Here is a 25,439-nt window from a genome sequence, read left to right on the forward strand (position 1 = left end):
GGCCGGACCGTTAGCCTGCAACGGTGGCGCTCAGATCCAGCGGGTCGGTGGTCTGGATGCTGACCGGCACCTTCCTCGTCGGGGTCTCCGGCTACGTGTACTTCGCGGTCATCGGACACGGCCGATTCGACGCCGCGACGGCAGCCGCACTGTCCGCCACCTACCTGCTGTCCAACATCCTGGGCCCCGGCGTCTTCATCGCCGCCGAGCAGGAATCATCCCGGGTGATCAGCGCCGCCCGCGCCCACCCGGGCGACCTGGATCCGCCCGGCCCCGGCGGGGTCGCGCCGGTCGGCTCCGGAGTGGGCCGCTCGACGACGCGGCGATTGGCGTTGATCTGCGTCGCGCTGGGCATCCTGACCCTGGTCGTCCTCGGGCTGTGCGCGCCCGTGCTGCTGACCAATGTCCTGGACGGCGACGTCGGGCTGGTGCTGGCGCTGGTCCTGTGCGTGATCGGCTCGGCCGCCGTCTACTACGTCCGCGGCTTGTCCGGCGGCCAGCAGCGCTTTCGCCGGTACGCGGCGACCACCGCGATCGACGGAGGCGCCCGCATCGTCGGCTGCGTCACGCTGGCCGCGCTCGGGAGCACCAATCCCGTCGCCTACGCGCTGGCGCTGTGCGCCGGCCCGCTGGCGGCGGCCGTGCTGACCGGCCCCGGCGCGCGGCCGCCGGCGCCGACCCCATCGCCGCCCGCACCCTCCGCCGCCGACCTGGCGCGCGCGGTGAGCTACCTGCTGGTCGCGTCGTTCGTCAGCCTGGCCATGGCCAACCTGGCTCCGGTCATCGTCACCGGCATGTCCGGCACGAATCCCGCGGCGGCGACCGGCTTCGCCGCCGCCGTCGTGCTCTCCAGGATCCCATTGCTGCTGATGGGACCGATCCAGGCGCTGATCCTGCCCCGGCTGACCCTGGCCGCGGGGTCCGGGCGGCTCGCCGACTTCCGGCGGGACACCCTGCTCGGGTTGGCGGCCATCGGCGGGCTGGCCGTCCTGGCAGCGGCCGTCGCCGCCATCGCCGGCCGCTGGATCCTGACGATCCTCGTGGGGATCGACGACGACCGGATAGGCGCCGGCCTGCTCGTCCTGCTCACGGTGTCGGCGATGCTGCAGATGGCGGTCCAGTTCCTGCAGCCGGCCCTGGTCGCGGTCCGCCGACACCGGCTGCTCGTCGTCGCGTGGATCTGCGGCGGGCTGGCCTTCGGCCTGGCGTTCCTCGTGCCGTTGGAGCCGATCGACCGAGGGGTGCTGGCCACGATTCTCGGACCGACGGTCACGCTGCTCATCGAACTCGGCACGCTGCGCACCACCCTGGCCGGTGCGCGGACCGGCGCAACCCCGCACCACCACGGGACGTCCACGTTCGATCGCTGACTCTGGCTTACGATGACCGCTGGTCCCGCGAGTCATCCACCGGCGAGCCGACCCGGTCACCATTGACCGGGACCACCGGGGTCACGATTGGCGTCCGGCTCACGCAGCCGGTTGGGAGGAGTCGACCGCCGATGGCAGCCGTCGTACCGACGCGCCCCGCTCCCGGGCGCGGTCCCGGGACCCGGGAACTCGTGCAGAACCTGACCATGCGAGAGGTTCGCTCCCAGTTCAAGCGCACTGCGCTGGGGCGGCTCTGGTCGATCATCAACCCCCTCGCGATCATCGCGATCTACTCGCTGGTCTTCGGATTCATCCTGGTCTCGCCGATCACCCCGGGGACCAACAGCGGGATCCACGTCTTCGCGCTGTTCCTGGCCACCGCACTGATCCCCTGGAGCTTCTTCGCGGCCGCGATCCTGACCGGCATGGGCTCGATCGTGAACAACGAGGGTTTGCTGTCGAAGGTCTACTTCCCCCGGTTCATCCTGCCGGTGTCCTCGATTCTGGCGATCGCGGTCACCTTCGGCATCGAGCTGAGCCTGCTCACCATCGTCATGGCGATCGCGGGCGGGATCGAAGTGTTCCTGTTCCTGCCCGGCCTGATCGCCATGGCCGTCATCATGATCGTCTTCTGCATCGGCGTCGCGCTCATGCTGTCGGTCGCGATGGTCTACTTCCGCGACACCCAGCACTTCATGGCGCTGTTCATCCAGCTGTGGTTCTACGCGACGCCGATCATCTACTCCCAGGCACTCGTCCAGTCCCAGGAGCAGAAGCTCCAGGCCAGCGGATGGAACCTGTTCGGCGAGCCCTTCCCGTTGCTGTTCCTCTACAACCTCAATCCGGCCACGCTGTTCACCGGGGCCTTCCGCACGATGCTGTACGACTTCGCATGGCCCGCCTGGCCGGTATGGCTGGGCGCATCGGTATGGGCACTGGCGATGCTCGGAATCGGATCATTGGTGTTCCGTCGATTCTCCGCCCGAATGGTGGAAGAGCTGTGACCGGCAGGCAGAGCGCGGATCCCGTCGTCTCGGTCCAGGGCGTCTCCAAGTCGTTCCGCGTCTACCACGACCGGAACCAGTCGTTGAAGGCCGCCATCCTGCGCCGCAAGCGGGCGACCTACGAGGAGTTCTGGGCCCTCGACGACGTGACGCTGCAGATCCCGGAAGGCGGCACCTTCGGGCTGATGGGCCACAACGGCTCCGGCAAGTCCACCTTGCTCAAGTGCATCGCCAAGATCCTCCAGCCGAACAAGGGGACGATCACCTCGCGGGGCCGGATGGCCGCCATGCTCGAGGTCGGATCCGGATTCCATCCGGAGCTGTCCGGCCTGGAGAACATCTACCTCAACGGCTCGATCCTGGGGATGAGCAAGCAACAGATCGACGCGAACCTGGATGCGATCGTGGACTTCGCCGGGGTCGGCAACTTCATCGATCAGCCGGTGAAGAACTACTCATCGGGCATGTACGTCCGACTCGGCTTCTCCGTCGCCATCCACGTCGATCCGGACATCCTGCTGGTGGACGAGATCTTGGCCGTCGGTGACATGCAATTCCAGGAGAAGTGCAAGGAGAAGTTCGCCGAGTTCAAGGAGCAGGGCCGCACCATCATCGTGGTCAGCCACGCCCTCGGCGACATGCGTAGTTTCTGCGATCAGATCGCCTGGCTCGACCACGGCCGGGTCGTTGAGGTCGGGCCGGCGGCGGCGACCATCGACAAGTACATCGAAGACGGTCACCTGGCCCGCCCGGTGGCGACCGGTGGTGCCCGGCACGGTAGCGGCGAGATCATCGTCGAACGGATCGAGATGCTCGACGCCGACGGTCAGGACGCCCGGCACTTCCGCACCGGTGACGAGCTGACGCTGCGCCTGTACTACAAGGCGACCCAGCCGGTCCGCCGGCCGGTCTTCTCGGCATCGATCACCAACACCGACGGAGTGCTGGCCTGGACCCACCACGCGTCGGACGCCAGGTTCGTCCCGGACGAGCTGAGCGGATCCGGCTCGGTCGACGTGCACATCCCGGCAATGCCGTTGCAGCCGGGCTCCTTCGACCTGCACAGCTCGGTCGTCGACGAGAGCCTGTCCCACAGCTACGACCAATACATGCGCGCGATCCGGTTCGATGTCGCGGTCGGAGTCCCCCGCGAGTCCGGCGGCCTGGTCTCGATGAACAGCCGCTGGGAGAACCTGACCCCGCCGACCCGGATGAAGTGGTTCGTCGATGCGAGCGGTCCCGGCGAGCCGCTGCCGTGGGACCGGTCCGCCGTCCTGATCAAGGACTGGTTGGCGAAGGTCGAGGCATCGGGCAAGACCCAGGACGAGGTCACCGCCGAGCATTCCTGGGACGAGCTCGGGCCGGCCGAGCTGACAACGACGGATGACCAGGGCGACCGGGTCGGCTCGTGACGCGGCGCACCATCCTGGTCGTCACCGACGATGCGCTGGGTAGCCGGATGGCCGGGCCCGCCATCCGCGCCTGGCACATCGCCGAGGTGCTCTCCGCCGAGCACGACGTCAGGCTGGCGTCGACCACGGCGGCGGATGGGTCCTCGCCGTCGTTCGCGGTGTGCGACGGCGCCGAGGGCCGGCTCCGCGACCTCGCCGATGGCATGGACGTCATCCTCCTGCAGGGCTTCACCCTGTACGCCCATCCCTGGCTGGCCGAACTCGGCGCGCACCTCGTGATCGACCTGTACGACCCGATCCACCTGGAGGTCCTGGAGGGTGCCGCGGGGCCCGCGCCGACGAGACAACGTGAGTTGTCCATGAGTCTGGACGCGCTGCGCATCGTGATGGAGCACGGCGACTTCTTCCTCTGCGCATCGGAGCGGCAGCGGGACCTGTGGCTGGGTCATCTGTCCGCGTTCGGCCGGGTCAATTTCGCGACCTACGCGCAGGACCCCACGGTGCGCGCGCTCATCGATGTCGCTCCGTTCGGCATCGATGCCCGTCCGCCGCAGGTCGGATCCCCCGCCATCCGGGGGGTCATCGACGGGATCGGTCCCGACGACCAGGTCCTGCTGTGGGCCGGGGGCGTCTACAACTGGTTCGATCCGATCACCCTCATCGAGGCGGTGCACGAGCTGAGCGCCGGCCGGCCGCGACTGCGCCTGGTCTTCCTGGGGACCAAGCACCCCTCGCTGCAGGACTTGTCCACCACGGTGCTGCAACTGGCGATCGACCGGGCGGCCGAACTCGGCCTGCTCGACACGCATGTGTTCTTTCTGCCCGGCTGGGTGCCGTACGCGCAGCGGGGCGCCTACCTCACGGACGCCGACATCGGCGTGTCGGCACATCTGCTGCACGTGGAGACCGCCTTCTCGTTCCGCACCCGCATGCTGGACTACCTGTGGGCCGGGCTGCCGATCGTCTGTACCGAGGGCGACGAGTTTGCCGGCATCGTGGCCCGGGCCGGCGTCGGCCGGGTGGTCGCCGCGGGCGACCGCGACGGCTGGGTCCAGGCGCTGCGCGAGTTGCTCGATGCGCCGCAGGTCAGGGCCCGCTGCGGGCAGGCCGCCCGGGAGGCCGCCCGCCCGTTCTACTGGCGGCAGGCGTTGGCCCCCCTGGTCGAGTACTGCCGGGACCCGCGTCGCGCGCCCGACCACGATCCCGCCCGGCGTCCGGTCGGCCGGCTGACCCGGTGGGGCGGCCGGCTGGACGACCGATGGTCGCGGGTGCGATCGATGTCCCCACGGGTGTTGGCCGTGCGGATCGTGCGGGCTCCGGTCCGCCGGACGGTCCTTCTCGTGCTGCGGGTCCTGCCCGCCGGGGTCAAGCAGCACCTGCGTGAGCTGCCCGCCGGCAACCGGGCGCGATTGCATCGGTTCTTCGGATGAGTCACCTGCGCATCGGCACCGTGACCGCCCACTACCCGCCGAACTTCGTCTCCGGCGGGACGTTGGTGCCGCAGCGCATCACGGAGGGACTCCGCGCGCGCGGCCACGAGATGGACGTGTTCGCCGGGTCGTACCAGGACGGGTCGCCCGACCTGACGATCCGCCACGAGGTGACCGACACCGGTGTCCGGATCCAGTGGACCACCGTCACCGGGATGCTCGGCTGGGCCGACGAGGTCAACTACCACAACGACCGGATGGCCGCCGAGTTCACCGGTTGGCTCGAGCGGGTGCGGCCGGACGTCGTGCACTTCCACAACCTGCAGGGCTTCGGGGGCTCTCTGGTGTCGATCGCCGCGGCGTCCGGCGCGGTGACCGTCGTCACGACGCACGACATGTGGTGGTGGTGCGCCCGGCAATTCCTGGTGGACCGGGACATGCGACCGTGCTCGATCGTCGTCGACTGCGGGGTCTGCCCCTGCGAACGGGACAACGCCTGGCTCGCCGCGCGCAACCGCGAACTCGCCGGCCACCTGCGGACGGCCGACCTGGTCCTGGCCCCGTCAGCGTCCATGATCGAGTTGCTGTCCGCGAACGGGGTGTCCCCCGACCGGCTGGCCCTCGACGAGAACCCCGCTCCCGAGTCGATCGTCACGGCGGCGGCCGCGCCGCCCCGGCGCACCGGGTCGGACGGCACCGTCCGGTTCGTCTTCGCCGGCGGCAACCACGCCGTCAAGGGCGGTCGACTGGCCGTCGCCGCGGCGGCCGAGCTGGCCGACCTGCCCGGGTGGTCCCTGGATCTGTACGGCGTGACCGAACCGGACGACCTGCCGCCGCCGGTTCGGCGGCAGCCCCCGTACGACCCGGACACGGTCGCCGAGGTGCTGTCCCGGTACGACGTGCTGGTGATGTCCTCGATCATGCTGGAGTCCTACTCGCTGCTGACCCGGGAAGCGCTCGCCGCCGGCTGCGTGGTGATCACCGGAGACAACCCCGGACCGACCGAGGTGGTGCAGGACGGTCGGAACGGACTGATCGTGCCGCGGGGGGACGCCGCGGCGCTGGGCCGCGCGATGGCCCGGCTCGTCGTCGAACCGGGCCTGCTCGACCGGCTCAGACCCGAACCCGGCGCCCTGCGCCTGCGCAGCCTGGACGATCAACTGGACGGCCTGCTCGGGCACTACCGGACGCTACTGGCGGCGCGCTCCCGGTCCGCCCGGACCCACCGGCCGATCCGCACCGTCCTGATCGTCAGCGGGATCACCGGGGCGCCCCTGCGCTACCGCGGCTACTTCCCCCAGGAGGCGCTCGAATCCGTCGGGGTGCACGCGGATCTGCTCATGTACCGGGATCCGGATGTGCTGGCCAAGGCGCGGACGGCCGACGCAGTGGTCCTCTACCGGGTGCCGGCCACCGAGCAGATCCTCGACGTCGTCCGCATGGTTCGCGGCCGGCCCGAGCCCGTGCCCGTCCTGTTCGACGTGGACGACCTGATCTTCGACCCCGAGCTGCGCCACGAACTCGATCCGGTACTGACGAAGGTCCCCGGCCTCGATCTGGACCTGTACTGGCAGGGCATCCGTCGCTACCGCACGACGTTGCAGGCGGCGGACGCCTATATCGGCTCGACCGCCGTGCTGTGCGCGAGAGTGACCGAGCTGACGGGCATCCCGTCGTATCGCTTCGCGAACGGGGTCGGCCGCGAGCTCGCCCGGATCTCGGATTTCGAGCTGTACCGCGCGCGCAAACCGGGTCCGGTCAGGATCGGGTACTTCTCCGGCACGAACACCCACAACGACGACTGGGCATTCGTCGAGCCGGCGATCGTCGCAGTGCTCACCGCCCGACCGCAGGTGCAGCTGTGGATCGGCGGGCTGCTCGAGGTCTCCGACGCCCTCGCCCCCTTCGCGGATCGGATCACCCGGTTGCCACTCAAGCCGTGGTACCGGTTGCCGACGGCGCTGCGCGATCTGGACGTCAACCTCGCGCCCCTCGAACCGGGCAAGGTCTTCAACGACGCCAAGAGCGCGATCAAGTGGCTGGAGGCCGCGCTCACCCGCACCCCGACGGTCGCCAGTCCGTCCGAACCGTTTCGGGAGGCGATCGACGACGGCCGGACCGGCCTTCTGGCGGGCAGCCTCGAGGAGTGGACCACCGCGGTGCTTCGATTGATCGACGACCCGGCGTTGCGCGAATCGATCGGTCACGCGGCCCGGGAGCAGGTGTTGCGGACCCTCTCACCGGCCCGGCAGGGCCATCGCTACCTGCGGGTGCTCGAGTCGGCCCGGGACGGGATCGCGCGCGACGGCCACCCTCCGCTGTTCGCGGACTGGACGCCGGAGATGCTGTCCGAGCCGTTCATCCCCCAGCGCATCGACGGGTATGGACCGCCGCCGCAGTCCTTGGTGGTCGGCGGCGGGGTCCGGTCCGTGCTGCGGCAATGGGCCGACCGGAACGGCGCCACCGCTGCGCTGTACCGCCTCGCGGCGGGCTATCGCCGCGCCGGGGTGGATCTCCTCCGGACGCACGGCCCGGTCGGGGCCGTCCGCGCGGCCGGGTCGCGCGGTCTGCGGGTCACCCGCTCCCAGGTCGCCCGGGTGACCCGGCGCGGCGGATGAGCTCGCGATGACCGGCCGGCCCGGTGTCGCGGTCACGGTGGTCGTCGTCACCTTCAACGGAGCGCACCTGCTCCGTCCCTGCCTGGAATCACTGGCCGCGCAGACGGTGCCGCACGAGGTCGTGGTCGTCGACAACGCCTCGCAGGACCACACGCCACAAGTCCTGGCGGACTTCCCGGACGTGCAGGTGGTGTGGCTCGAGCGCAACACCGGATTCGCCGGCGGCGCCCAGACGGGGTTGGAGTGCGCCACCACCGAGTTCGTCGCGTTCCTGAACAACGACGCGACCGCGGAGCCGGGTTGGCTGGCCGCACTGGTGCAGCCGCTGCTCCAGGACCCGACGGTGGCCGGATCGACGAGCCGGATCCTGTTGACGGCCGATGGCCGGATCAACAACGCCGGCGGGGCGATGACCCGCTGGGGCGCCGGTTACGACCGGGGCTACGGGGAGCCCGACGGGCCGCCCTTCGACGAGCCGACCGACGTCGGCTTCCTGTGCGGCGGCGGGTGCTTGGTCCGCACGGGCACGGCCCGGACGGTTGGTGGCTTCCCGGTCGAGTTCTTCCTCTATTACGAGGACACCGACCTGTCCTGGCGGCTGGGCCTGGCCGGACACCGAATCCGATATACCCCCGGCGCCGTGGTGCACCACCTGCACTCCGCCTCGTCCGATCAGTCGTCCGTGCTGTTCGCGTTCCACAACCAGCGCAACCAACTGCTGACGTTGGTCCGCAATGCGCCGCCCGGGCTGGTCCTGGTGGCGACGGCTCGGTTCCTGGCCATCACCGTCCTCCGGATGATCCGGCCCGGAGACGGCCACAGCCAGCGCGCCACCCACCGCTGGCGGGTCCTGGTCGCGGTCGGCCGGATGCTGCCCGGTGCGCTGGCCGCTCGCCGTCGAGCCGGTCGGCTGGCGGTCGTCCCGCGTCGGGCGTTCCGACGCCGCTGGGTCGGCTGACCGCCCGCCTCAACCGGACTCGGGCGCCGCCACTGCCGCCCGTTCCCGGCGCAGTCGCCGACGCAACGCGCGGGCCCGTTCGAGCACCAGGCGCGGTCCACCCTGACGGAGCAGATCTGCTCCCCGGGACCAGCGCCGGCCGATGGCGGTCGACGGGGGCACCGGCCGCCGGACCATCCGGCGCCGGTCCTCCCCGAGGTCCGCCGCTCGACGTGGTGCCGCGCAGAACTCGACCAGTGGCGCCAATGCCTGCCGCCAGGTGAAGTGCTCGGCGACCACGCGCACCCGCGCCCGGCTCGCCTGCGCGAAGGCGTCGTCGTACAGCGTGCGGATCAAGCCCGCCGCGAGCCCGTCGACGTCACCCTCGCCGACGGTCACCCCCAACCCCTCCTGCGCGATCAGCGTCCCGAAGACGTCGCCCTCGGTACTGACCATCGGCAGGCCCGCCCAGAGATAGTCGAGCATCCGGGTGCGGAAGGAGAAGATCGTCTCGACGTTGGTGAAGTGCGTGCTGACGCCGACATCGGCGTCCAGCAGGTAGTTCTGGCGATCGGCGTAGTCGACCCATCCGTCGTTGAAGAACACGTGCCGGCCGGTCAGCCCCAACTCGGCCGACACCGTCCGCGCGGCCAGCGCCATCTCGTCGCCGGTGACCTCGGGATTGGGGTGCTTCGTGCCCAGGAAGAACAACTTGATGTCCGGATGGGTGGCGCTGACCTGCCCGACCGCCCGGATCAAGGTGAGCGGGTCGAACCAGTTGTAGATGCCGCCGGCCCAGATGATCACGCGATCATCGGCGGCGATACCGGGGACGACGCCCTTGATCGCCGGCCGGGTGCGCACCGGTGGCTGATCGGAGATGCCGAACGGGCAGACCGCGATCAGGTCGTTCAGCGTGTTGTCCTGGCGGTAGGTCGAGAGGTTGAGCCGGCCGAGAGCGGCCAACTGGCCCAGCCACAGCGCCCGCTGCAGCTCACTGGCGCAAAGAAAGAAGTCGCCACGCGCCATCTGCTCGTTGAACACGCGCACGGTGTGGTCGATGGTGGCGCGCTGCTCCAGCTCGGGGCGCCCGGCCAGCTGTTCCAGTTGCTCGAGATGAACCGGGTCGTACAGATCGATGACGAGGATCTTCTCGCCCGACATCAGCCAGGGCGCGTGGTAGGACACGAAGCCCTGGAAGATGACGACCGCGGCGTCGCCGACCGCGGTCCGCAGCCCGGCCCACGGCACATATCGGCACGGCACCACGGGATGCGTGTACTCGCAGCGCGCCGTGGAGATCAACTCGACCGAGAGCTGTTCAGCAGCGAGCGCTTCGGCGATATGGACGGCCCGAATCGCCGGGCCGGCCATCCGCGGGGCGAGGACGTCATCGGTGATGACCACGATCCGGTCGGGCTGCAGGGGCACGGCGCTGGGGTCCCTTCGGCGGTACGGTGGCCATCGCGTGTCGCCACGGGCGATAGGGACACCGTAGAGTCTGCGCCTGATCGGCCGGGCGACGGGTGCGACACGGACATGGAGCGGAGGCGCGGTGCGGGTCCTGGTGACCGGAGGCGCCGGTTTCATCGGCTCGACCCTGGTCGACCGGCTGCTGGCGGACGGGGCCGACGTGACGGTGGTCGACGACCTCAGCCGTGGCCGGGAGGCGAATCTGGCCGCAGCCGGCGAGCGCGCGCGCCTCATTCGGGCCGACGTCGCCGACCCCGGGTTGACCGAGTCGGTCGTCGCGGCCCGGCCCGAGGTGATCTTCCACCTGGCCGCGCAGATCGATGTCCGGGCCAGCGTCGCCGACCCCGCCAACGACGCCCGGATCAACGTCCTGGGCACCATCAACGTGGCGCAGGCCGCCCGCGCCGCGGGGGCTCGCAAGATCGTTTTCACCTCGTCGGGCGGCTCCATCTACGGGGTCCCGGACAGGCTGCCGGTGACCGAGGACGAGCCGATCGCGCCGCTCTCGCCGTATGCGGTCTCGAAGGTATCGGGTGAGCTCTATCTGAATGCGTTCGCCCAGCTCCACGGCCTGCAGTGCACCCACCTGGCGTTGGCCAACGTCTACGGGCCCCGGCAGAACCCGCACGGCGAGGCGGGTGTCGTGGCGATCTTCGCCCAGCGCCTGTTGGCCGGCCTCCCCACCACACTCTTCGGCGACGGCGGCAATACCAGGGACTACGTCTACGTCCAGGACGTGGCCACCGCCCTGCTGCTCGCGGCCGGGGTCACCGGGGACCGCCGGCGCTACAACATCGGCACCGGAATCCGCACCAGCGACCGCGAGTTGCACACGCTGGTCGCGCGGGCCGCCGGGTCCGCCGACGAACCCGACTTCGCGCCGGCCCGCCTCGGCGACCTGCGCGATTCGGCGATCGACGGATCACGCGCCGCCCGGGAGATCGGCTGGACGCCGGCGTTCGACCTGGTCACCGGGATCGCTGCGACCGTCGAGTCCTTCCGTGGGCCGGGCGGGAGCTGACTCGGGCGGGCGGCCCGAGCCGGCCGGCCGGTGCGGGCCCGGCGTCGCCGCCGCGACGCCGTCCGCCCTGCCCGCTCGTTCCTGGTCGTCCCGGCGGGCGGCCTCGTTCAGGGCCACCGCCCTGGCCAGGCGGGCGTACTTCAGTTCGAGTTCCTTGAAACGCAGGTAAGTGCTGATCGCGAAGAAGCCGAAACCGACGACGAGGATGTAGAGCACCAGGTCGGCCCCGCGGCCGACGCCGAGCCGGGTGGCCACCCAGGTGACGTCGTCGGGCCGCACCACGGCGTACGCGGCGAACACCAGGAAGATCGCCATGCCGATCTTGACGTAGGCGCCCCCCCGGTTGGTCCCGTGGCTTCGCAACAACAGCAGCACCAGGCCGATCACCGCAACGATCAGCAGGATCTTGATGACGGTCACGGAACCCTCCGGTGCCTGCCGGCGACTCGGAGCCGGCCGTCGCCGGCCGCGGGGCCGGCGATCAACGCCGGCGCCGGACGGCCGAATCGAACACGATGTTGACGCCGTTCAGCAAAGACTGACCCTTGGCCATGGAGTAGTCCGAGTACAGGATCGTCACCGGCTCCTCAGCGACCCGCCAGCCGTGGACGTCGATCATCTCGACGATTTCGGGCGCGTGACCCATTCCGTTCGAGGTGATGTCCAGTCCGTCGGCCACGGTGCGGTTGAAGGCCCGCAGGCCGTTGTGCGAATCGGTGAGCCGGAGCCGGCGGCCTCGAGGGCTCAGCGCCACGGCCGTCCTGAGCACCACCCGCTTGAGCCTCGGGATGTGGCTCACGTCGCCGGCGAACCGGGTGCCGACGACGATGTCCACCGGTTCGGTCCGCAGTCGCTGAACCATCCGCAACACGTCCTCCACCCGGTGCTGGCCATCGGCGTCGAACGTCACGAAGTACTTCGCATCGGGCATCTGCCGCGCGTACTCGACGCCCGTCTGGACCGCGGCGCCCTGTCCGAGATTCACCGGATGCCGCACCAGGCGTGCACCGGTGCCGGCGATCTGCGCGACGGAGCCGTCGCGGCTTCCGTCGTCGACGCAGACGATGTTCGGAAAGACGGGTAGCGCGGCGTTCAGGACGGACGCGATGACCGGCGCCTCGTTGTACACGGGGACCACCAGCCACACGTCGGACTGCGGTTCCTGCACCGTCACCCATCCCTGTCGCGGATCCTTGCCGTGCCCGGCCCGCCGTCCGGTGGCCGCCGGTGAGTCGGCACCGTCGTCAGGTCAGCGACACCAGCGTAGTTGCCATGCCGACAACTGCCAGGCCGGCGACGACGCCGCCGGCCACCCTGGTCCGGATCCCGGCGCCCACCGCCGCCGCGAAGAACGGCAACACGGACAGCCCGTAACGGAAGTCGGGGTTGAAGTAGATGCCGTTGACCACGTAGTTCATCACCACATAGACCGGCGCCGCGATCGCCATCGTGACCAGCGCGGCAAGCAGGATCGGGTAGGCCGGGCGCAGGCGACACCATGCTCGCACCACGAGGCCGAGCGGTACCGCAGCGGTGAGCATCAGCAGGACCGACCCCAGGTAGGGCCGTCCCGACAACCACTCGGCCCACAGTCCGCGCGGTTCCCAGAACCGCAGCAGCGAATCGCCGATGTTCCCGATCAGCAGCCGGTCGACCTTGAACTGCTGGGTGAACCACAGCTGGTCGGCCGGGACGAGCGCCCGGAAGCTCTGGATCCGCGTCCACCCCACCGTCACCAGCACGGCACCGCAGGCCATCAGACCGGACAGCCCAACCGCACGGGCCGTCCGCTGTCCGTTGTGCGACGCCCAGTGTCGCAGGTCGACCCGCCAACGGGCGATGGTGGCCGCCGGGCCGTCGGGGCCCGGGGCGCGCCGGGCCAGGCTCCGGGCGGTCTCGGGGACCGGATCACCCGGCGGGATCGGGGCGGTCAGTTCCGTGAAGATCAGGAACAGGGCGGTCACGATCAGCGCGCCCAGATTGGTCATCTTGACCAACATCAGCCCGATCGCGAGCAACGGCAATATCCACCACGCCGACCTGCGTCGCCAGACCGTCAACGCGGCCAGCCCGAATGCCGCCGAGGCCATGATCACCGAGGCGTCGACGTTGACGATCGATGACATGTACCGGACGTCGGGTGCGGTCGCCACCAGGCCGGCGACGCCGAACGCGGACCAGCGATTGGCACCCAGCCGGCGGGCCAGCCACCAGGTCAGGCAGACACCGATCGCGAGATAGAGCCCGCCGGTCAGCCGCATCAGGGTGACCGGGTCGGAGTCGATGAACCAGCCGGCCACGCCGGCGAGCGCGGCCGTCACGAAGTAGTACACCGGCGGATGGATATCGGCGGTGTTGTACCCGCCGCTTCCCACCTGGTAGTTGTCCGACGGGACGCCCTGGGGGATGCCGCACGGCGGCGGGACCCAGTCCGGCCACTGCTGGATGCCGCCCCGGCAGGAGATCTCCGCCAACGTCTGCGGAAGGAACTTCTCGCCGCTGCGATCGATCGACGGGACCTTGAAGACGGAGTCGATATGTGCGGCCTCGTCGAGGATCGACAACTGACGGACCTGGATGGCCGGCACCGCCGTCGCCACCAGCGCGAATCCCGCCAGCAGCAGGACCGGCGCCGCGATCATCAACCGCCTGAGCCAGGGCCCCGGTCGCCATCGCGGGGTGCTCGGCGGCAACGACTCGACGTCGTCGGATGTGACGGTCATCGGCCAGCCTCCTGCGTCGTGACCGCGGCCGACGTGGGCAGCGCTGCTCGACCGCGGCTTGCAGCGTAGGAGGGCCCGCATCGCCGCGTCCGGCCGGGGCGCCCGATCCGCCCGGAACCACTTGACGACCGCCGGGGCCGGCCGCTCCGGTTGGTAAAATCCGGCGGAGCGACGGGCGTCGAGGCCCTACGACGAAATGGACCGGCATGAACGGCGCACCAACCCCGGCGGCGTGGCCGGGTTGGCGGATTCTCGGGCTGCTGTTCATCGCGTTCTTCACGCTGGGCGCCGGCTGGTCACTGACCACGGCGCCGGGCGGTGCGCCCGACGAGGTCCAGCACTCGTTTCGCGCGAGTGGGGTGTGGAGCGGCCAACTTCTGAACGCACCGCTGCCGACCGGCGGAGCGGAGATCGTGATCCCCCGGTCATGGACCCAGATCGAATCCGAGATCCGGTGTTTCACCGGCCAGGCGCAGGTGCCGGCGAGTTGCGCCCACTGGCCGGACGACCCCGGCCCACCGGTGAGCGCCGGCAACAGTGCCGGCCGGTACAACCCGGTCTACTACCTGCTCGTCGGCCTCCCCTTCCAGTTCTTTCCGCCGACGACCGCCCTGTATCTGGCCCGGCTGCTGTCCGCACTGATCATGGCCGCGCTGCTGACCGGCGCGGCGAGCGCGGTCATCCTGCGCGGCGGATCGGTCATGGCCCGAGCGGGACTGGTGGCCGCCCTGACACCGATGGCATTGTTCCTGGGCGGATCGGTCAACCCGAGCGGCATGGAGATCGCCGGCGCGATCGCCGGCTGGGCCGGCCTGCTCTGCCTGGCGCGTCATCCGAACCATCCGGCGACCTCGTGGTTCGCGGTCGTCACGGCAGTTGGCCTGTCCGGCATGGTCGTCGCCCGCCCGGCTTCCTTCCTCTGGCTGCTGGTCCCGGCCGCGGTCTTCATGATCGCGGCGCCGTGGTCGACGATCCTGGTCCAGGTCCGACGCCGCGCGGTCCTGGTCGCCGCCGGAAGTGTCGTGGTGGTGACCGCCGGGTGCCTGGTCTGGAATTCGGTCGCTCGCACGTCGGACGTCGGCACCGGCGCCGGTCCGTTCGGCGGACTCGCCGACGGCGTCCTGCAGACGTACCTCAACTCGGGAGACTGGTGGCCGCAAGAGGTCGGGGTCCTGGGCTGGTTGGACACCCAGCCGCCCACCGGGGTGCTGTGGGCGACGGTCATGCTCGTCGGCGTGCTGGTCGTGCCGGCCCTGGTGGGGGCCGGGCCCAGGATGCGGTTGGCCCTCCTGGCGGCCGTGGCCGCGGCAATTCTCGTGCCGATGGCTGCGCAGGCCGTGCTGTACCCGCAGACCGGACTCATCTGGCAGGGGCGGTACGGGCTGCCGCTGACCGTCGGCGTCGTGGTGCTCGCGGGATTCGCACTGGACGAAGCAAGGGCTTTCGAGTCGGCCTTCGCCGCGCGATTGCTGACCGCCTGCCTGGTCATCTGGGCCGGGGCCGGCGTCGTGATGGCGTTCTACAATCTCCAGCGCTATGCGACGGGCAGCGCCGGCCCGGGCTGGTACAAGATTCTCTGGCAACCGACGCCCTGGGCGCCGCCGGGTGGATCGGCGGTGGCCATGGCCGTCGTCGTGGCCGGCTACGGCGCTGTGTCGGTGGCGCTCGCCCGGCTGGGTCGCCCGGCGCCGAACGCCGATCGGTCGGTGACGAGTCCGGCGTCCACCGCCACCGCCACCGCCACCGGCACCGCCAGCCCGGCGGAACCCCTCAGGCAGGCACAAACGCCTCGGGATGCGCCGTGAGGGTCGCATCCAGAGCCGCCCGCCAGCCCCGCAGCGGGGTCAGGCCGGCGTTGACCCAGGCCTCCCCGGACAGGACCGAATAGGCCGGCCGCGGCGCCGGCCGGGGAAACTTGTCCGTGGTCGTCGGGTGCACTCGGTTGGGATCGTGCCCGAGGTCCGCGAAGATCGCCCGGGCGAACTCGAACCAGGTCGTCTCGCCGCCGTTGGTGGCGTGCAGGACACCGCCGGGGACCGCACCGCCGGCCAACTCGATCAACCCCGCGGCCAGGTCGGCGGCGAGGGTCGGGGTTCCGCGCTGGTCGTCGACCACGTCGACCGTCGGGCGGGTGGCCGCCAGCTTGGCCATGGTCTTGACGAAGTTGTTGCCGGTGGTGCCCCAGACCCAGGCGGTCCGCACCACGTGCGCATCCGGGTGCGACTCGAGCACCCGCAGCTCCCCCGCCAGTTTGGACGCCCCGTAGACGCTGCGCGGCCCGGTCGGATCGGTCGGCCGGTACGGCTGGGCGCCATCGCCGGGAAACACGTAGTCGGTGGACACATGAACCAGGCCCAGCCCCAGCCGTTGGGCGGCGATCGCCAGATTGGCCGGCCCCTGTTCGTTGACGGCGTAGGCGGCCTCGCGGTCGGTCTCGGCGGCGTCGACGGCGGTGTAGGCCGCCGCGTTGATCACTACCCCTCGCGCCCCCGTCTCGGCCGACCCGGCCGCGAGATACCCCAGGGCCGCCTGCACGGCCGCGGCGTCGGTGATGTCGAGCTCGCGCGAACCGAGGCCGCGCACCGGGAGACCGGCGGCTCCGGCGGCGGCGACCAGGTCGGTGCCCACCTGTCCGTGGGCTCCGACGACGAGCAGCCGCATCCTGTCCTCCATGTCAGCGGTCGATCACCGAGCGGGCCTTGAGGGGTTCCCACCAATCGCGGTTGTCCCGGTACCAGGCGATGGTGTCGGCCAGTCCCTGGTCGAACGGCACCAGCGGTTCGTAGCCGAGTTCGCGGGTGATCTTGCCGTGGTCGACCGAGTACCGCAGATCGTGCCCGCCACCGCGGGGGTCGACGATCCGCTCGATGGCCGATTCGTCCCGACCGGTCGCCGCGACGAGCTTGGCGGTCAGCTCGGCGTTCGTCAGTTCGGTGCCACCGCCGATGTTGTAGACCTCGCCGGCCCGGCCCCCCGCCAGCACCAGCGCGATACCCCGACAGTGGTCGTCCACGTGGAGCCAGTCCCGCACGTTGCGGCCTTCGCCGTACAGGGGGACCGTCAGACCGTCCATCAGGTTGGTGACGAACAGCGGGATGACCTTCTCCGGGAACTGGTACGGCCCGTAGTTGTTCGAGCACCGGGTGATGGCGACCGGCAGGCGGTGCGTCTTGGCGTAGGCGCGAGCAAGCAGATCGGAGCCTGCCTTGGACGCCGAGTACGGGGAGTTCGGGAGCAGGGGCTCGTTCTCGTCCCAGGAGCCGGTTTCGATGGAGCCGTAGACCTCGTCGGTCGAGACGTGTACGAACTTGGTCAACTTGGTGTCGAGCGCCGCCTGCAAGAGCGTCTGCGTGCCCATCACATTGGTCATGACGAAATCGGCGCCGCCCATGATGGAGCGGTCGACGTGGGATTCGGCGGCAAAATGCACGACGGCATCCACGGACCCGATGAGCTTGGCCGCCAGATCCGCGTCGCAGATGTCCCCTTGGACGAACTCGTAGCGATCGGAGTCCTCGACCTCGGCCAGGTTGGCCAGGTTGCCGGCGTAGGTGAGCTTGTCCAGGACCATCACCTGCGAGCCTTCGAGACCTTGGTAACGGTCCGCGATCAGGTTCCGGGTGAACGTCGACCCGATGAAGCCGGCCCCGCCGGTCACAAGAATGCGCATGGTTCAGCATTGTGCCGCACCTGGCGCCGCGGTTCGGCCGGACCGCCATGGGCTCACCGGCGCGGCGGGGGCCGCGACGTCACCGGAATCCCATGGGGACCGCGTCTACTCTGGCTGAAGACCGGCGCGGGACCGGCCGGGAGGCCGACCCGGGCAACCGAGCCGGCGCGAGGGCGTCCTGTCCATCGGAAGGCCACCACTGGCGGCCCGCGGGCCGCCGGCTGCGTGGCCCGGAGCAAGCTGGCAGCAGACACAAGGCATTTCGAAGGGCAAGTTGCATGTCGAATTCGGATCGACCTGACCGCCCCGGCGGCCCGCGGCGATACGGCCCGACTTCGGCACCACGCTTCCCCGGGCCATCGCCGGACCATCGGGCGCCGGAGAACCGCGCCTCGCCGGACGGCGTTCCCGACGGGCCGACCGCCCGGCCGTACCAGCCGCCGGCGCAGGCGTGGTCGCAGTCCACCCCGCCGCCCACCCGTCGGCTGCCCGCCTACCCTCCCGATGGGCGACCGGAGGGCCGAGCCGGCAGCCAGATGCCGCCCCCCAGGCGCAACCAGGGCGGCCAGATCCCGCCCGCCGGCCCCTACCGGCCGATGTCCGCCGACGTGCCGCCCGCGTTCCGCGGGCCCAATCCCCCCGGCCCACCGCTGCCGCCGCCACCCACCGGCTCCGGGGGTGGCCCCGCCGGGGGCGACCGCTCGCGGCATCGCGGTCTTCTCGTCTCCCGCATCGTGGCGGTCACACTGTCGGTCGTCGTGCTGCTCGGGGCGGGCGTCGCCTACGCCTTCACCGACGTCCTGCAGAGCGTCAGCGGCACGTCGAACGCGACGGGCAACGCCGGTGACGCCGGCGTGAACTCGGCCGAGGGCCTGACCTTCCTGCTGGTCGGTTCGGACGCCCGGACGGACGCGGACGGCAACCCGCTGTCCGCCGACGAACTCGACCAGGTCGGGACCGAGGACGACGGCGGCGGTATCAACACCGACACGATCATGCTGGTGCACGTCCCCCAGGGTGGCGGCCGGGCCACCGCGGTGTCCATTCCCCGTGACACCTGGATCGGCCCGCGGGTGACGAACCAGATCGTCGGGCCGTACGCGAACGGTTCGCAGGGCCCGTACCAGCCGAACAAGGTCAACTCGTACTACGCGACGGCCAAGGCCTACACCGCCGAACATCTGGTCAGCCAGGGGGTGTCGGACCGCGCACAGATCGAACGGGAGTCGAACGAGGCGGGCCGAACGATGTTGATCCGGGTCATGCAGGCGTTCTCCGGGCTCAAGATCGACCACTACGCCGAGGTCAACCTGCTCGGCTTCTACCTGCTGTCCAACGCCATCGGCGGCGTGCCGGTGTGCCTGAACGAAGCCGTCAACGACCCGTGGTCCGGCGCGAACTTCCCGGCCGGCCAGCAGGAGGTGCAGGGCACCGCGGCGCTGGCGTTCGTCCGGCAACGGCACGGGCTCCCGGCGGGCGACCTGGACCGGGTCAAGCGGCAGCAGGCGTTCCTGCGAGGCGCCGCCGACAAGATTCTGTCGGTGGGCACCCTGACCAATCCGACCAAGCTCAGCGACCTGATCGGCGCCGTCGACCGGTCGGTGGTGTTCGACCAGGGCTTCGACGTGCTGACCTTCGCCGAACAGATCACCAACCTGTCGTCGGGCAACATCAACTTCGAGACGGTGCCGACCACCGGCCCGGAATCGTCGACCGACAAGGACGCCCTGGCGACGGACCCGGCCCAGGTGAGGGCGTTCTTCGACGCCGTGGTCGGCGCGACGGGTTCGGGCGACGCCCCGGGGTCATCGGCCTCGAGCGATCCCGCGGTGACACCGTCGAGCGTCACCGTCGACCTCAAGGACGGGACGATCGCCGACGGGGTCACCGCCCAGGCCTCCGAACTGGTGAACGACGGCGGGTTCACGCTCGGTTCGCTCGGCGTGGTCGCCGGCACCAAGAAGGGCAACGAGCAGCAGACCACCGAGTTCCACTACGCCGGTGACGAGGCCGCCGCCCAGCAGGTGCAGTCGGCGTTCGGCGGCATCGGCAAGCTCGTCAACGACTCGTCGGTGAAATCCGGGCACGTGCTGGTGCTGGTAGGCACCGATCTTCCGGTGCCGTCGGGGCTGCGCGGTGCGGGCGCCGCGTTCGCGCCGGCCTCGGCGGCCGGCCCGGCAGCGGCGGCCGGATCCGCTGCGGCCATCGCGCCCGTCGCCCTGCTCGCCGCATCGTCGGTCCCGTGCGTGAACTGACCGTCCCCCGCGCAGGGGGCATCACCGCCGCGCTGTTCGCTGCCTGGGCGGACGCCGACCCGCATCGTCCCCGGCTGGTCTGGTACGGGACGGGGCGCACCGAACTGTCGACCGCGTCGTTGATGAACTGGTCGGCCAAGACCGCCGGCTACCTGGTCGACGAACTCGGCGCGATGCCCGGGAGCCCGGTGCTCTGGCGGGTGCGCCGGTCCTGGCAGGGTCTTCCGCTGCTGCTCGGCTGCTGGTGGGCCGGGTTGACCGTGGTCGACGACGAGGCGATGGCCGGCGACGTGGTGGCCGCCTTCGTGGACGTCGGTGACGATGCCGACGCCGACGAGGTGGTCGTCGCCTCGCCGCACCCGTTCGGGCTGGCCGTGCCGGACCTGCCCGCCCTCCAGCGCAACGTCGCCGACGCGATCCTGCCGCAGGCCGATCGGTTCACTCCCCGGTCCCCCGGCCCCGGGCCCGGTGTGCCGGCCGTCGCGACCGGGACCGGCCCACTGACCGTCGGCGAGGTGCTGGCCGGCGCGACGCGCGCCGCCGCCGAGCTGGGGGACGAGGCGGTGCTCCTCTCGACGCAGATTCCCGCGCTGCCCACCGGCGTCATCACCGGCCCGCTCGCCGCCTGGGCGACCGGCGGCACCTACGTCTACACCGATCTGCCGGCGGAGCGGGTGGCGGTCGACGAGCGCGCCACCGCGACCATCGGCATCGACCTGCCCGGCGTGCCCCGGCTCGGCGGACGCGGATGACGGTCCACCGCCGCGCTGCGCCTCCCGGCTACCGCAGCAGCGATCGGGCCATCACCAGACGCAGCACCTGGTTGGTGCCCTCGTAGATCTGGGTGATCTTGGCGTCGCGCATCATCCGCTCGACCGGGAAGTCGCGGGTGTAACCGGCGCCGCCGAGCAGCTGCACCGCGTCAACGGTCACCTTCATCGCTACGTCGGAGGCCAGGCACTTGGCGGCCGCGGACAGGTAGGTCTTGTTCGCGTCCCCGCGTTCGGCGGCGGCGGCCGCCTGGTACACCAGGGTGCGGGCCGCGTCGACCTGCATCGCCATCTCGGCGATCATGAACTGCAGGCCCTGAAACTCGGCCAGGTGCTTGCCGAACTGTTTGCGCTCCTTGACGTACCCGATGGCGATGTCGAGCGCGCCCTGGGCCAGGCCGATCGCCTGCGCGCCGATCGTCGGACGGGTGTGGTCGAGGGTGGCCATCGCGGTGGCGAAGCCGGTGCCCGGCTCGCCGATGATCCGGTCGCCCGGGATCCGGCAGTTCTCGAAGTGGATCTCCCGGGTGGGCGAGCCCTTGATGCCGAGCTTGCGTTCCTTGGTGCCGACGACGAAGCCCGGGTCGTCGGCATGCACCACGAACGCGCTGATGCCCTTGGCCCGCTGGTCCGGATCCGTGGCCGCCATCACGGTGTACCAGCTCGATACGCCCGCGTTGGTGATCCAACACTTCGTGCCGTTGAGGACCCAGTCGTCGCCCGCCCGGACCGCCCGGGTCCGCATTGCGGCGGCGTCGCTGCCGGCCTCCCGCTCGGACAGCGCGTAGGAGATCATTGCCTCGCCCCCGGCGATCGAGGGGAGCACCAGCTGCTTGAGCTCCTGCGACGCCGACAGCATGATCGGCATCGAGCCGAGCTTGTTGACCGCCGGGATCAGCGACGACGAGCCGCAGGCCCGCGCCACCTCCTCGATCACGATGACGGTGGCGACGGCGTCGGCGCCGGCTCCGTCGTACTCCTCCGGGATGTGCACGGCCTGGAACCCGGCGGCGGTGAGGGCCTTCTGCGCCTCGATCGGGAACCGCTCGCGCTCGTCGACATCAGCCGCGTACGGTGCGATCTCGTGTTCGGCGAGGTCCCGGATAGCCGCCCGGATCGCCCGGTGGTCCTCGGTCAGGGTGAACAGATCTGTGCTCATGAGCCCGGTCCGCCTTCGGTGAGTGCCACATCAACTAGTTACCCGTCGGTAACTTTTGATCCTAACCCTTCCATCCCGCGCCCCCGCGCGGATCAACTAGGCCTCGCGGGGCCGACCCATCGGACCTGTGACCGCTGGGACGGAAGTGCACAAGGTCAGCCGCGCAGGCCGGCTGTCCGGCCGGAGCCGGGCCCGAAGGGGCAGGATTGTCCTGATCGTCCCGTCACCTGCCCACGAGTCAGGACGGTGACGGGGAGATGCGATCCATCAGGGAGATCATCGGCCGCGCGGCCGAACGCCGAGTGCGGGCCGCGATCGCGCCGGTGGCCGGCTCGGTGACCTCGCCCCACGCCACGGCCGGCCGCCGGGCCATGCTCGGCGGCCGGATCCGAACGCGCCGGACCGGGTCTGGAGGCCGGCGCGCCGCGCCGGCTGACCCGGCCGGCCGCCGCCGGCCGCGCCCTGTCCTGTCGGACGCGCTGGACATCGAATGGGCGTGGGCTCAGCGACGGGTCTGGCTGCTGCAATGCCGGCCGGTGACCGCCTGATCGAGTGTGCGGAAGCCGTCCTCATCCACGTGGTGAGGACGGTATCTGCACTCTCGGCGCATCCCCAGGCTGGGAGCTACCGCCCGGTCTTCTCCCGCAGGGCGTCGTGCTTGGCCAGCACCATCTGCTCCAGGTTCTCGGCGAACCCGGCCAGGTCGATGCGCAGCCGATCGGCGAGTTCGCCCTCGCCGCTGGCCAGGATCCGCACGGCCAGCAACCCGGCGTTCCGGGCGCCGCCGATGGAGACGGTGGCCACCGGAATCCCGGCCGGCATCTGCACGATCGACAGCAGCGAGTCCATCCCGTCCAGCGTCGCCAGGGGGACGGGCACCCCGACGACCGGGAGGATCGTCGCGGAGGCCACCATGCCGGGCAGGTGCGCGGCGCCGCCGGCGCCCGCGATGATCACCCGCAGGCCGCGGCCGGCCGCCGCCCCGGCGTAGTCGAGCATCCGCTGCGGGGTGCGGTGCGCCGAGACCACCCCCACCTCGTAGGGCACGTCGAACTCGTCGAGGAGTTCACCGGCGGCGGACATCACCCGCCAGTCCGAGTCCGACCCCATGATCAGGCCGACCTTGACCTCAAGCCCGGCGTGCACCCCCGAGCCGGCCGTCACCTCGGACCCCCGGTCAGGTCGGACCCGCTGACCGCGCCCGGCCGGTTCGCCGCACCCTGGCTCATCCGAGCATCGCCTCCTCCTGCCGGGCCGGACGGGGGTCGGCCGTGTGGGCGTCCCATCCATCGCCCCAGACACCCTCACTGAGCCAGGCCGCGGACAGCGCGGCGATCCGCCGCAGCCCCCCGAGATCCGATCCGAGCACGTTGACGTGCCCAAGTTTGCGGCCGGGCCGGAACGCCTTCCCGTACAGATGCACCTTGACCTGCGGGAACCGGGCCGCCAGGTGGTGCACCCGCTCGTCCATTCCGATGCCGGCACCCGGCCCGTCGGCGGGTCCGCCGAGCACGTTGCCCATCACCGTGAAGGGGGCGAGAAGATCGGTGCGGCCCAGGGGGTAGTCCAGGACGGCCCGCACGTGCTGCTCGAACTGCCCGGTGATCGACCCGTCCATGCTCCAGTGCCCGGAGTTGTGCGGCCGCATCGCCAGCTCGTTGACCAGCAGCCCGTCCGGCGCACCCGGTCCCGGATCGACCTCGAACAGCTCGACGGCGAGCACGCCGACGACACCCAGTTCCCCGGCGATGCGCAGGGCCAGCCGGCCCGCGGCGGCGGACCGGTCGTCGTCCAGTCCCGGGGCCGGGGCGATCACCTCGACGCAGATGCCGTCCCGCTGCACGGTTTCCACCACCGGCCAGGCCGCCGCCTGCCCGAACGGGGACCGGGCGACCACCGCGGCCAGTTCGCGGCGCATCGGCACGAACGCCTCCAGCACCAGCTGCCCGGTCTCCGGCAGCTCCAGGGCGGCGGCGGAACCCGGCCGATCGAGCACCCAGACGCCGCGGCCGTCGTAGCCACCGCGGGCAGTCTTGAGGACGACCGGCCAGCCGTGGGACTCGCCGAACCCATCGACTCTGTCCTGCAGCCCGGGCCCGCCGGCCGGCAGCACCTCGAAGGCGGGTACGGGCACGCCGAGGTCGGCCAGCCGGGCCCGCATGAGGGCCTTGTCCTGGGCGAACTGCAGGGCGTCCGCACCCGGATACACGGCGTGCCCCTCGGCCACCAGGGTGCGGATGTGTTCGCCGGGCACGTGCTCGTGGTCGAAGGTGACGACGTCGCAGTCCTGCGCGAAGGCGCGCAGTGCGTCGAGGTCGGTGTGGTGCCCGATCATCACGTCCGGGGTGACCAGGGCGGCGCTGTCGTCGGGGGCGACGGACAGCACGCGCAGGGTCTGGCCGAGCGGGATCGCCGCCTGGTGCGTCATTCTGGCCAGCTGGCCACCACCGACCATCCCGACCCGGGGCATGCCGGTGCGCGTATCCACGGGTGGCAGCGTAGTTGGCCGAGCGGGCGAGGCCACCATCAAGCACCGGAGGAGGGCGCCGGCGGCGATCCGGCGACGCCAGGAGCCGGATCGCCCGGCGCACTCCGCGTTGGCCGAGCGGGCGAGGCCACCATCAAGCACCGGAGGAGGCGTCACACCAGGCGGGCCTGGCCGAGCGGCCGCGATCGAGGATCCGCGGAGCGATGATCGTCCTGCCGTCCACCGGCCGATCTCTCGGCCGGGCGCAGGACGATCACCGCGCCGCCTCGAGCGTCCATCCCCGACGCCCGATCACCCTCCCCGGGTCTTGCCCACGGCGTCCCCTCTGCCGCCGTGGAATCTGTGTGCCGCTACCTGGCCAGTTCGCCGATGAGGTCGACGGCGGCCGGCGCGTTGTCGGGGAGCCGTTCGATCCAGATGCGGGCGGGTGACTCGTCCGCCTGCTGGTCGCGACCCAATCGCTCGGCGACCATCCCGGTGAGCAGATGGGTTCTGCGGGCCAGCATCGGAGTGCGCTCGGTGAGCACGATGGCCATGTGATCGGCCAGGCGGGCGAGGGTTTGCCCGCCGTCGAAGACGGTGCGCATCGCGTCGCCGGCCAGGATCAGCGGGGTGAGCCGATCCCAGCCGATTCGACCAGCGAGATTCAGCCGAACGGTCACCAACCCGTGGGTCGACGAGACCTTCGTGCCGGCAACCTCGGCGGCGCGGTAGACCTCGCCCAACCGGGTCCGCAGGTAGTCCACGGACACCAGGCCGGTCAACGGATCGAAGACGGCATGCCGCGGGGTTGTCATCCGTTCGGCCCAACCAAGCGATGCCGCCCGGTGAATGATCCCGTCCGCGATGTCGGGCAGCACACAAGCCAGGCCATCGAGGTCGGCCAGCGTCTCACCGAGGGACACGCCCTTGTCGGCGCGGACGGAACCGAGCCGTTCCGCCGGCGCCCAGATGTTCTGACCCAGCAGGCAGGCCTCGCACAACGCGTCAACGGCGGCGTGGTGCCAATCCGAGACGAACGCCCAACCGGCCGCACTGGACTGCTCGAACCAGCGTTCCCGCAGTTCAGCACTGGTCAGGGTGATCACACGATGGAATTGATCCATTCG

The 25,439-nt window shown here is 70.8% G+C and carries 21 protein-coding genes; 11 read left to right on the forward strand and 10 right to left on the reverse strand.

The window, feature by feature from the left end; all coding sequences use genetic code 11:
• Positions 1-23 precede the first annotated feature (23 nt).
• The 6 genes from ACILSK_RS06005 (at position 24) to ACILSK_RS06030 (ending at position 8,792) form a co-directional block, all read left to right on the forward strand.
• Positions 24-1,370: a hypothetical protein gene (locus tag ACILSK_RS06005; protein WP_395726228.1), complete on the forward strand. Its 1,347-nt coding sequence runs from the start codon at positions 24-26 to the stop codon at positions 1,368-1,370.
• 131 nt (positions 1,371-1,501) lie between these two features.
• Complete coding sequence (locus tag ACILSK_RS06010) at positions 1,502-2,374, forward strand: ABC transporter permease (RefSeq protein ID WP_395726229.1); 873 nt, start codon at positions 1,502-1,504, stop codon at positions 2,372-2,374.
• Positions 2,371-3,786 (forward strand): ABC transporter ATP-binding protein, encoded by a 1,416-nt coding sequence (locus tag ACILSK_RS06015; protein WP_395726230.1) that lies wholly within the window; start codon positions 2,371-2,373, stop codon positions 3,784-3,786. Before ACILSK_RS06010 ends, ACILSK_RS06015 begins: the two co-directional genes overlap by 4 nt.
• The gene (locus ACILSK_RS06020; RefSeq protein WP_395726231.1) at positions 3,783-5,216 is read left to right on the forward strand and encodes a glycosyltransferase; all 1,434 of its coding nucleotides are present in this window, start codon (positions 3,783-3,785) and stop codon (positions 5,214-5,216) included. The genes ACILSK_RS06015 and ACILSK_RS06020 overlap by 4 nt, the downstream gene beginning before the upstream one ends.
• Entirely contained in the window at positions 5,213-7,834 is a 2,622-nt protein-coding gene (locus ACILSK_RS06025) for a glycosyltransferase (RefSeq protein WP_395726232.1), read from the forward strand. Before ACILSK_RS06020 ends, ACILSK_RS06025 begins: the two co-directional genes overlap by 4 nt.
• Before the next feature lie 7 nt (positions 7,835-7,841).
• Positions 7,842-8,792: a glycosyltransferase family 2 protein gene (locus tag ACILSK_RS06030; RefSeq protein ID WP_395726233.1), complete on the forward strand. Its 951-nt coding sequence runs from the start codon at positions 7,842-7,844 to the stop codon at positions 8,790-8,792.
• A gap of 9 nt (positions 8,793-8,801) precedes the next feature.
• Here the strand turns inward: ACILSK_RS06030 and ACILSK_RS06035 are convergent, their stop codons facing one another.
• Positions 8,802-10,202 (reverse strand): glycosyltransferase family 4 protein, encoded by a 1,401-nt coding sequence (locus tag ACILSK_RS06035; protein ID WP_395726234.1) that lies wholly within the window; start codon positions 10,200-10,202, stop codon positions 8,802-8,804.
• A gap of 124 nt (positions 10,203-10,326) precedes the next feature.
• On the opposite strand from ACILSK_RS06035, the gene ACILSK_RS06040 reads away from it, so the two are divergent.
• On the forward strand, positions 10,327-11,265 hold the full coding sequence (locus tag ACILSK_RS06040) for an NAD-dependent epimerase/dehydratase family protein (RefSeq protein WP_395726235.1): 939 nt from the start codon (positions 10,327-10,329) through the stop codon (positions 11,263-11,265).
• Here ACILSK_RS06040 and ACILSK_RS06045 read toward each other — a convergent pair.
• The 3 genes from ACILSK_RS06045 to ACILSK_RS06055 form a co-directional block, all read right to left on the reverse strand.
• Complete coding sequence (locus ACILSK_RS06045; protein WP_395726236.1) at positions 11,167-11,685, reverse strand: DUF2304 domain-containing protein; 519 nt, start codon at positions 11,683-11,685, stop codon at positions 11,167-11,169. The two genes, ACILSK_RS06040 and ACILSK_RS06045, sit on opposite strands and share 99 nt — an antisense overlap.
• Positions 11,686-11,746: 61 nt before the next feature.
• Positions 11,747-12,439: a glycosyltransferase family 2 protein gene (locus tag ACILSK_RS06050; RefSeq protein WP_395726237.1), complete on the reverse strand. Its 693-nt coding sequence runs from the start codon at positions 12,437-12,439 to the stop codon at positions 11,747-11,749.
• 70 nt (positions 12,440-12,509) lie between these two features.
• Complete coding sequence (locus tag ACILSK_RS06055; protein WP_395726238.1) at positions 12,510-13,988, reverse strand: hypothetical protein; 1,479 nt, start codon at positions 13,986-13,988, stop codon at positions 12,510-12,512.
• Between the two features lie 206 nt (positions 13,989-14,194).
• Between ACILSK_RS06055 and ACILSK_RS06060 the strand changes: the two genes are divergently transcribed.
• A complete protein-coding gene (locus ACILSK_RS06060) occupies positions 14,195-15,793 on the forward strand; it encodes a DUF2142 domain-containing protein (RefSeq protein ID WP_395726239.1) in 1,599 nt (532 codons plus the stop codon).
• On the opposite strand, the gene rfbD is transcribed toward ACILSK_RS06060, so the two are convergent.
• Together rfbD and rfbB are read right to left on the reverse strand one after the other, a co-directional pair.
• Positions 15,759-16,649 carry a dTDP-4-dehydrorhamnose reductase gene (rfbD, locus tag ACILSK_RS06065; RefSeq protein WP_395726240.1) on the reverse strand — a complete coding sequence of 297 codons (891 nt, stop codon included), beginning with the start codon at positions 16,647-16,649 and terminating at the stop codon, positions 15,759-15,761. The two genes, ACILSK_RS06060 and rfbD, sit on opposite strands and share 35 nt — an antisense overlap.
• Before the next feature lie 13 nt (positions 16,650-16,662).
• Positions 16,663-17,658, reverse strand: coding sequence for a dTDP-glucose 4,6-dehydratase (gene rfbB / locus ACILSK_RS06070; RefSeq protein ID WP_395726241.1), 996 nt, complete (start codon positions 17,656-17,658; stop codon positions 16,663-16,665).
• A 734-nt stretch (positions 17,659-18,392) separates the two neighbouring features.
• Between rfbB and ACILSK_RS06075 the strand changes: the two genes are divergently transcribed.
• Positions 18,393-19,913, forward strand: a complete 1,521-nt coding sequence (locus tag ACILSK_RS06075; protein ID WP_395726242.1) for an LCP family protein — start codon at positions 18,393-18,395, stop codon at positions 19,911-19,913.
• On the forward strand, positions 19,901-20,665 hold the full coding sequence (locus tag ACILSK_RS06080; protein WP_395726243.1) for a TIGR03089 family protein: 765 nt from the start codon (positions 19,901-19,903) through the stop codon (positions 20,663-20,665). The genes ACILSK_RS06075 and ACILSK_RS06080 overlap by 13 nt, the downstream gene beginning before the upstream one ends.
• A 28-nt stretch (positions 20,666-20,693) precedes the next feature.
• Here the strand turns inward: ACILSK_RS06080 and ACILSK_RS06085 are convergent, their stop codons facing one another.
• Entirely contained in the window at positions 20,694-21,842 is a 1,149-nt protein-coding gene (locus ACILSK_RS06085) for an acyl-CoA dehydrogenase family protein (protein ID WP_395726244.1), read from the reverse strand.
• A 257-nt stretch (positions 21,843-22,099) separates the two neighbouring features.
• On the opposite strand from ACILSK_RS06085, the gene ACILSK_RS06090 reads away from it, so the two are divergent.
• Entirely contained in the window at positions 22,100-22,390 is a 291-nt protein-coding gene (locus ACILSK_RS06090) for a hypothetical protein (protein ID WP_395726245.1), read from the forward strand.
• A 76-nt stretch (positions 22,391-22,466) separates the two neighbouring features.
• Here the strand turns inward: ACILSK_RS06090 and purE are convergent, their stop codons facing one another.
• The 3 genes from purE to ACILSK_RS06105 form a co-directional block, all read right to left on the reverse strand.
• Entirely contained in the window at positions 22,467-23,006 is a 540-nt protein-coding gene (purE, locus tag ACILSK_RS06095; RefSeq protein ID WP_395726246.1) for a 5-(carboxyamino)imidazole ribonucleotide mutase, read from the reverse strand.
• 61 nt (positions 23,007-23,067) lie between these two features.
• The gene (locus ACILSK_RS06100) at positions 23,068-24,330 is read right to left on the reverse strand and encodes a 5-(carboxyamino)imidazole ribonucleotide synthase (protein WP_395726247.1); all 1,263 of its coding nucleotides are present in this window, start codon (positions 24,328-24,330) and stop codon (positions 23,068-23,070) included.
• Between the two features lie 350 nt (positions 24,331-24,680).
• Positions 24,681-25,436, reverse strand: coding sequence for a hypothetical protein (locus tag ACILSK_RS06105; protein WP_395726248.1), 756 nt, complete (start codon positions 25,434-25,436; stop codon positions 24,681-24,683).
• Positions 25,437-25,439: the final 3 nt, after the last annotated feature.

This window comes from Nakamurella sp., assembly GCF_044224575.1.
GTDB lineage: Bacteria > Actinomycetota > Actinomycetes > Mycobacteriales > Nakamurellaceae > Nakamurella.

Coding starts and splice junctions, on each gene's coding strand:
- ACILSK_RS06010 (WP_395726229.1), top strand. CDS start 1,502: ATGGCAGCCGTCGTACCGACGCGCCCCGCTCCCGGGCGCGGTCCCGGG.
- ACILSK_RS06025 (WP_395726232.1), top strand. CDS start 5,213: ATGAGTCACCTGCGCATCGGCACCGTGACCGCCCACTACCCGCCGAAC.
- ACILSK_RS06030 (WP_395726233.1), top strand. CDS start 7,842: ATGACCGGCCGGCCCGGTGTCGCGGTCACGGTGGTCGTCGTCACCTTC.
- ACILSK_RS06055 (WP_395726238.1), bottom strand. CDS start 13,988: ATGACCGTCACATCCGACGACGTCGAGTCGTTGCCGCCGAGCACCCCG.
- ACILSK_RS06060 (WP_395726239.1), top strand. CDS start 14,195: ATGAACGGCGCACCAACCCCGGCGGCGTGGCCGGGTTGGCGGATTCTC.
- rfbD (WP_395726240.1), bottom strand. CDS start 16,649: ATGCGGCTGCTCGTCGTCGGAGCCCACGGACAGGTGGGCACCGACCTG.
- rfbB (WP_395726241.1), bottom strand. CDS start 17,658: ATGCGCATTCTTGTGACCGGCGGGGCCGGCTTCATCGGGTCGACGTTC.
- ACILSK_RS06085 (WP_395726244.1), bottom strand. CDS start 21,842: ATGAGCACAGATCTGTTCACCCTGACCGAGGACCACCGGGCGATCCGG.
- ACILSK_RS06090 (WP_395726245.1), top strand. CDS start 22,100: ATGCGATCCATCAGGGAGATCATCGGCCGCGCGGCCGAACGCCGAGTG.
- ACILSK_RS06105 (WP_395726248.1), bottom strand. CDS start 25,436: ATGGATCAATTCCATCGTGTGATCACCCTGACCAGTGCTGAACTGCGG.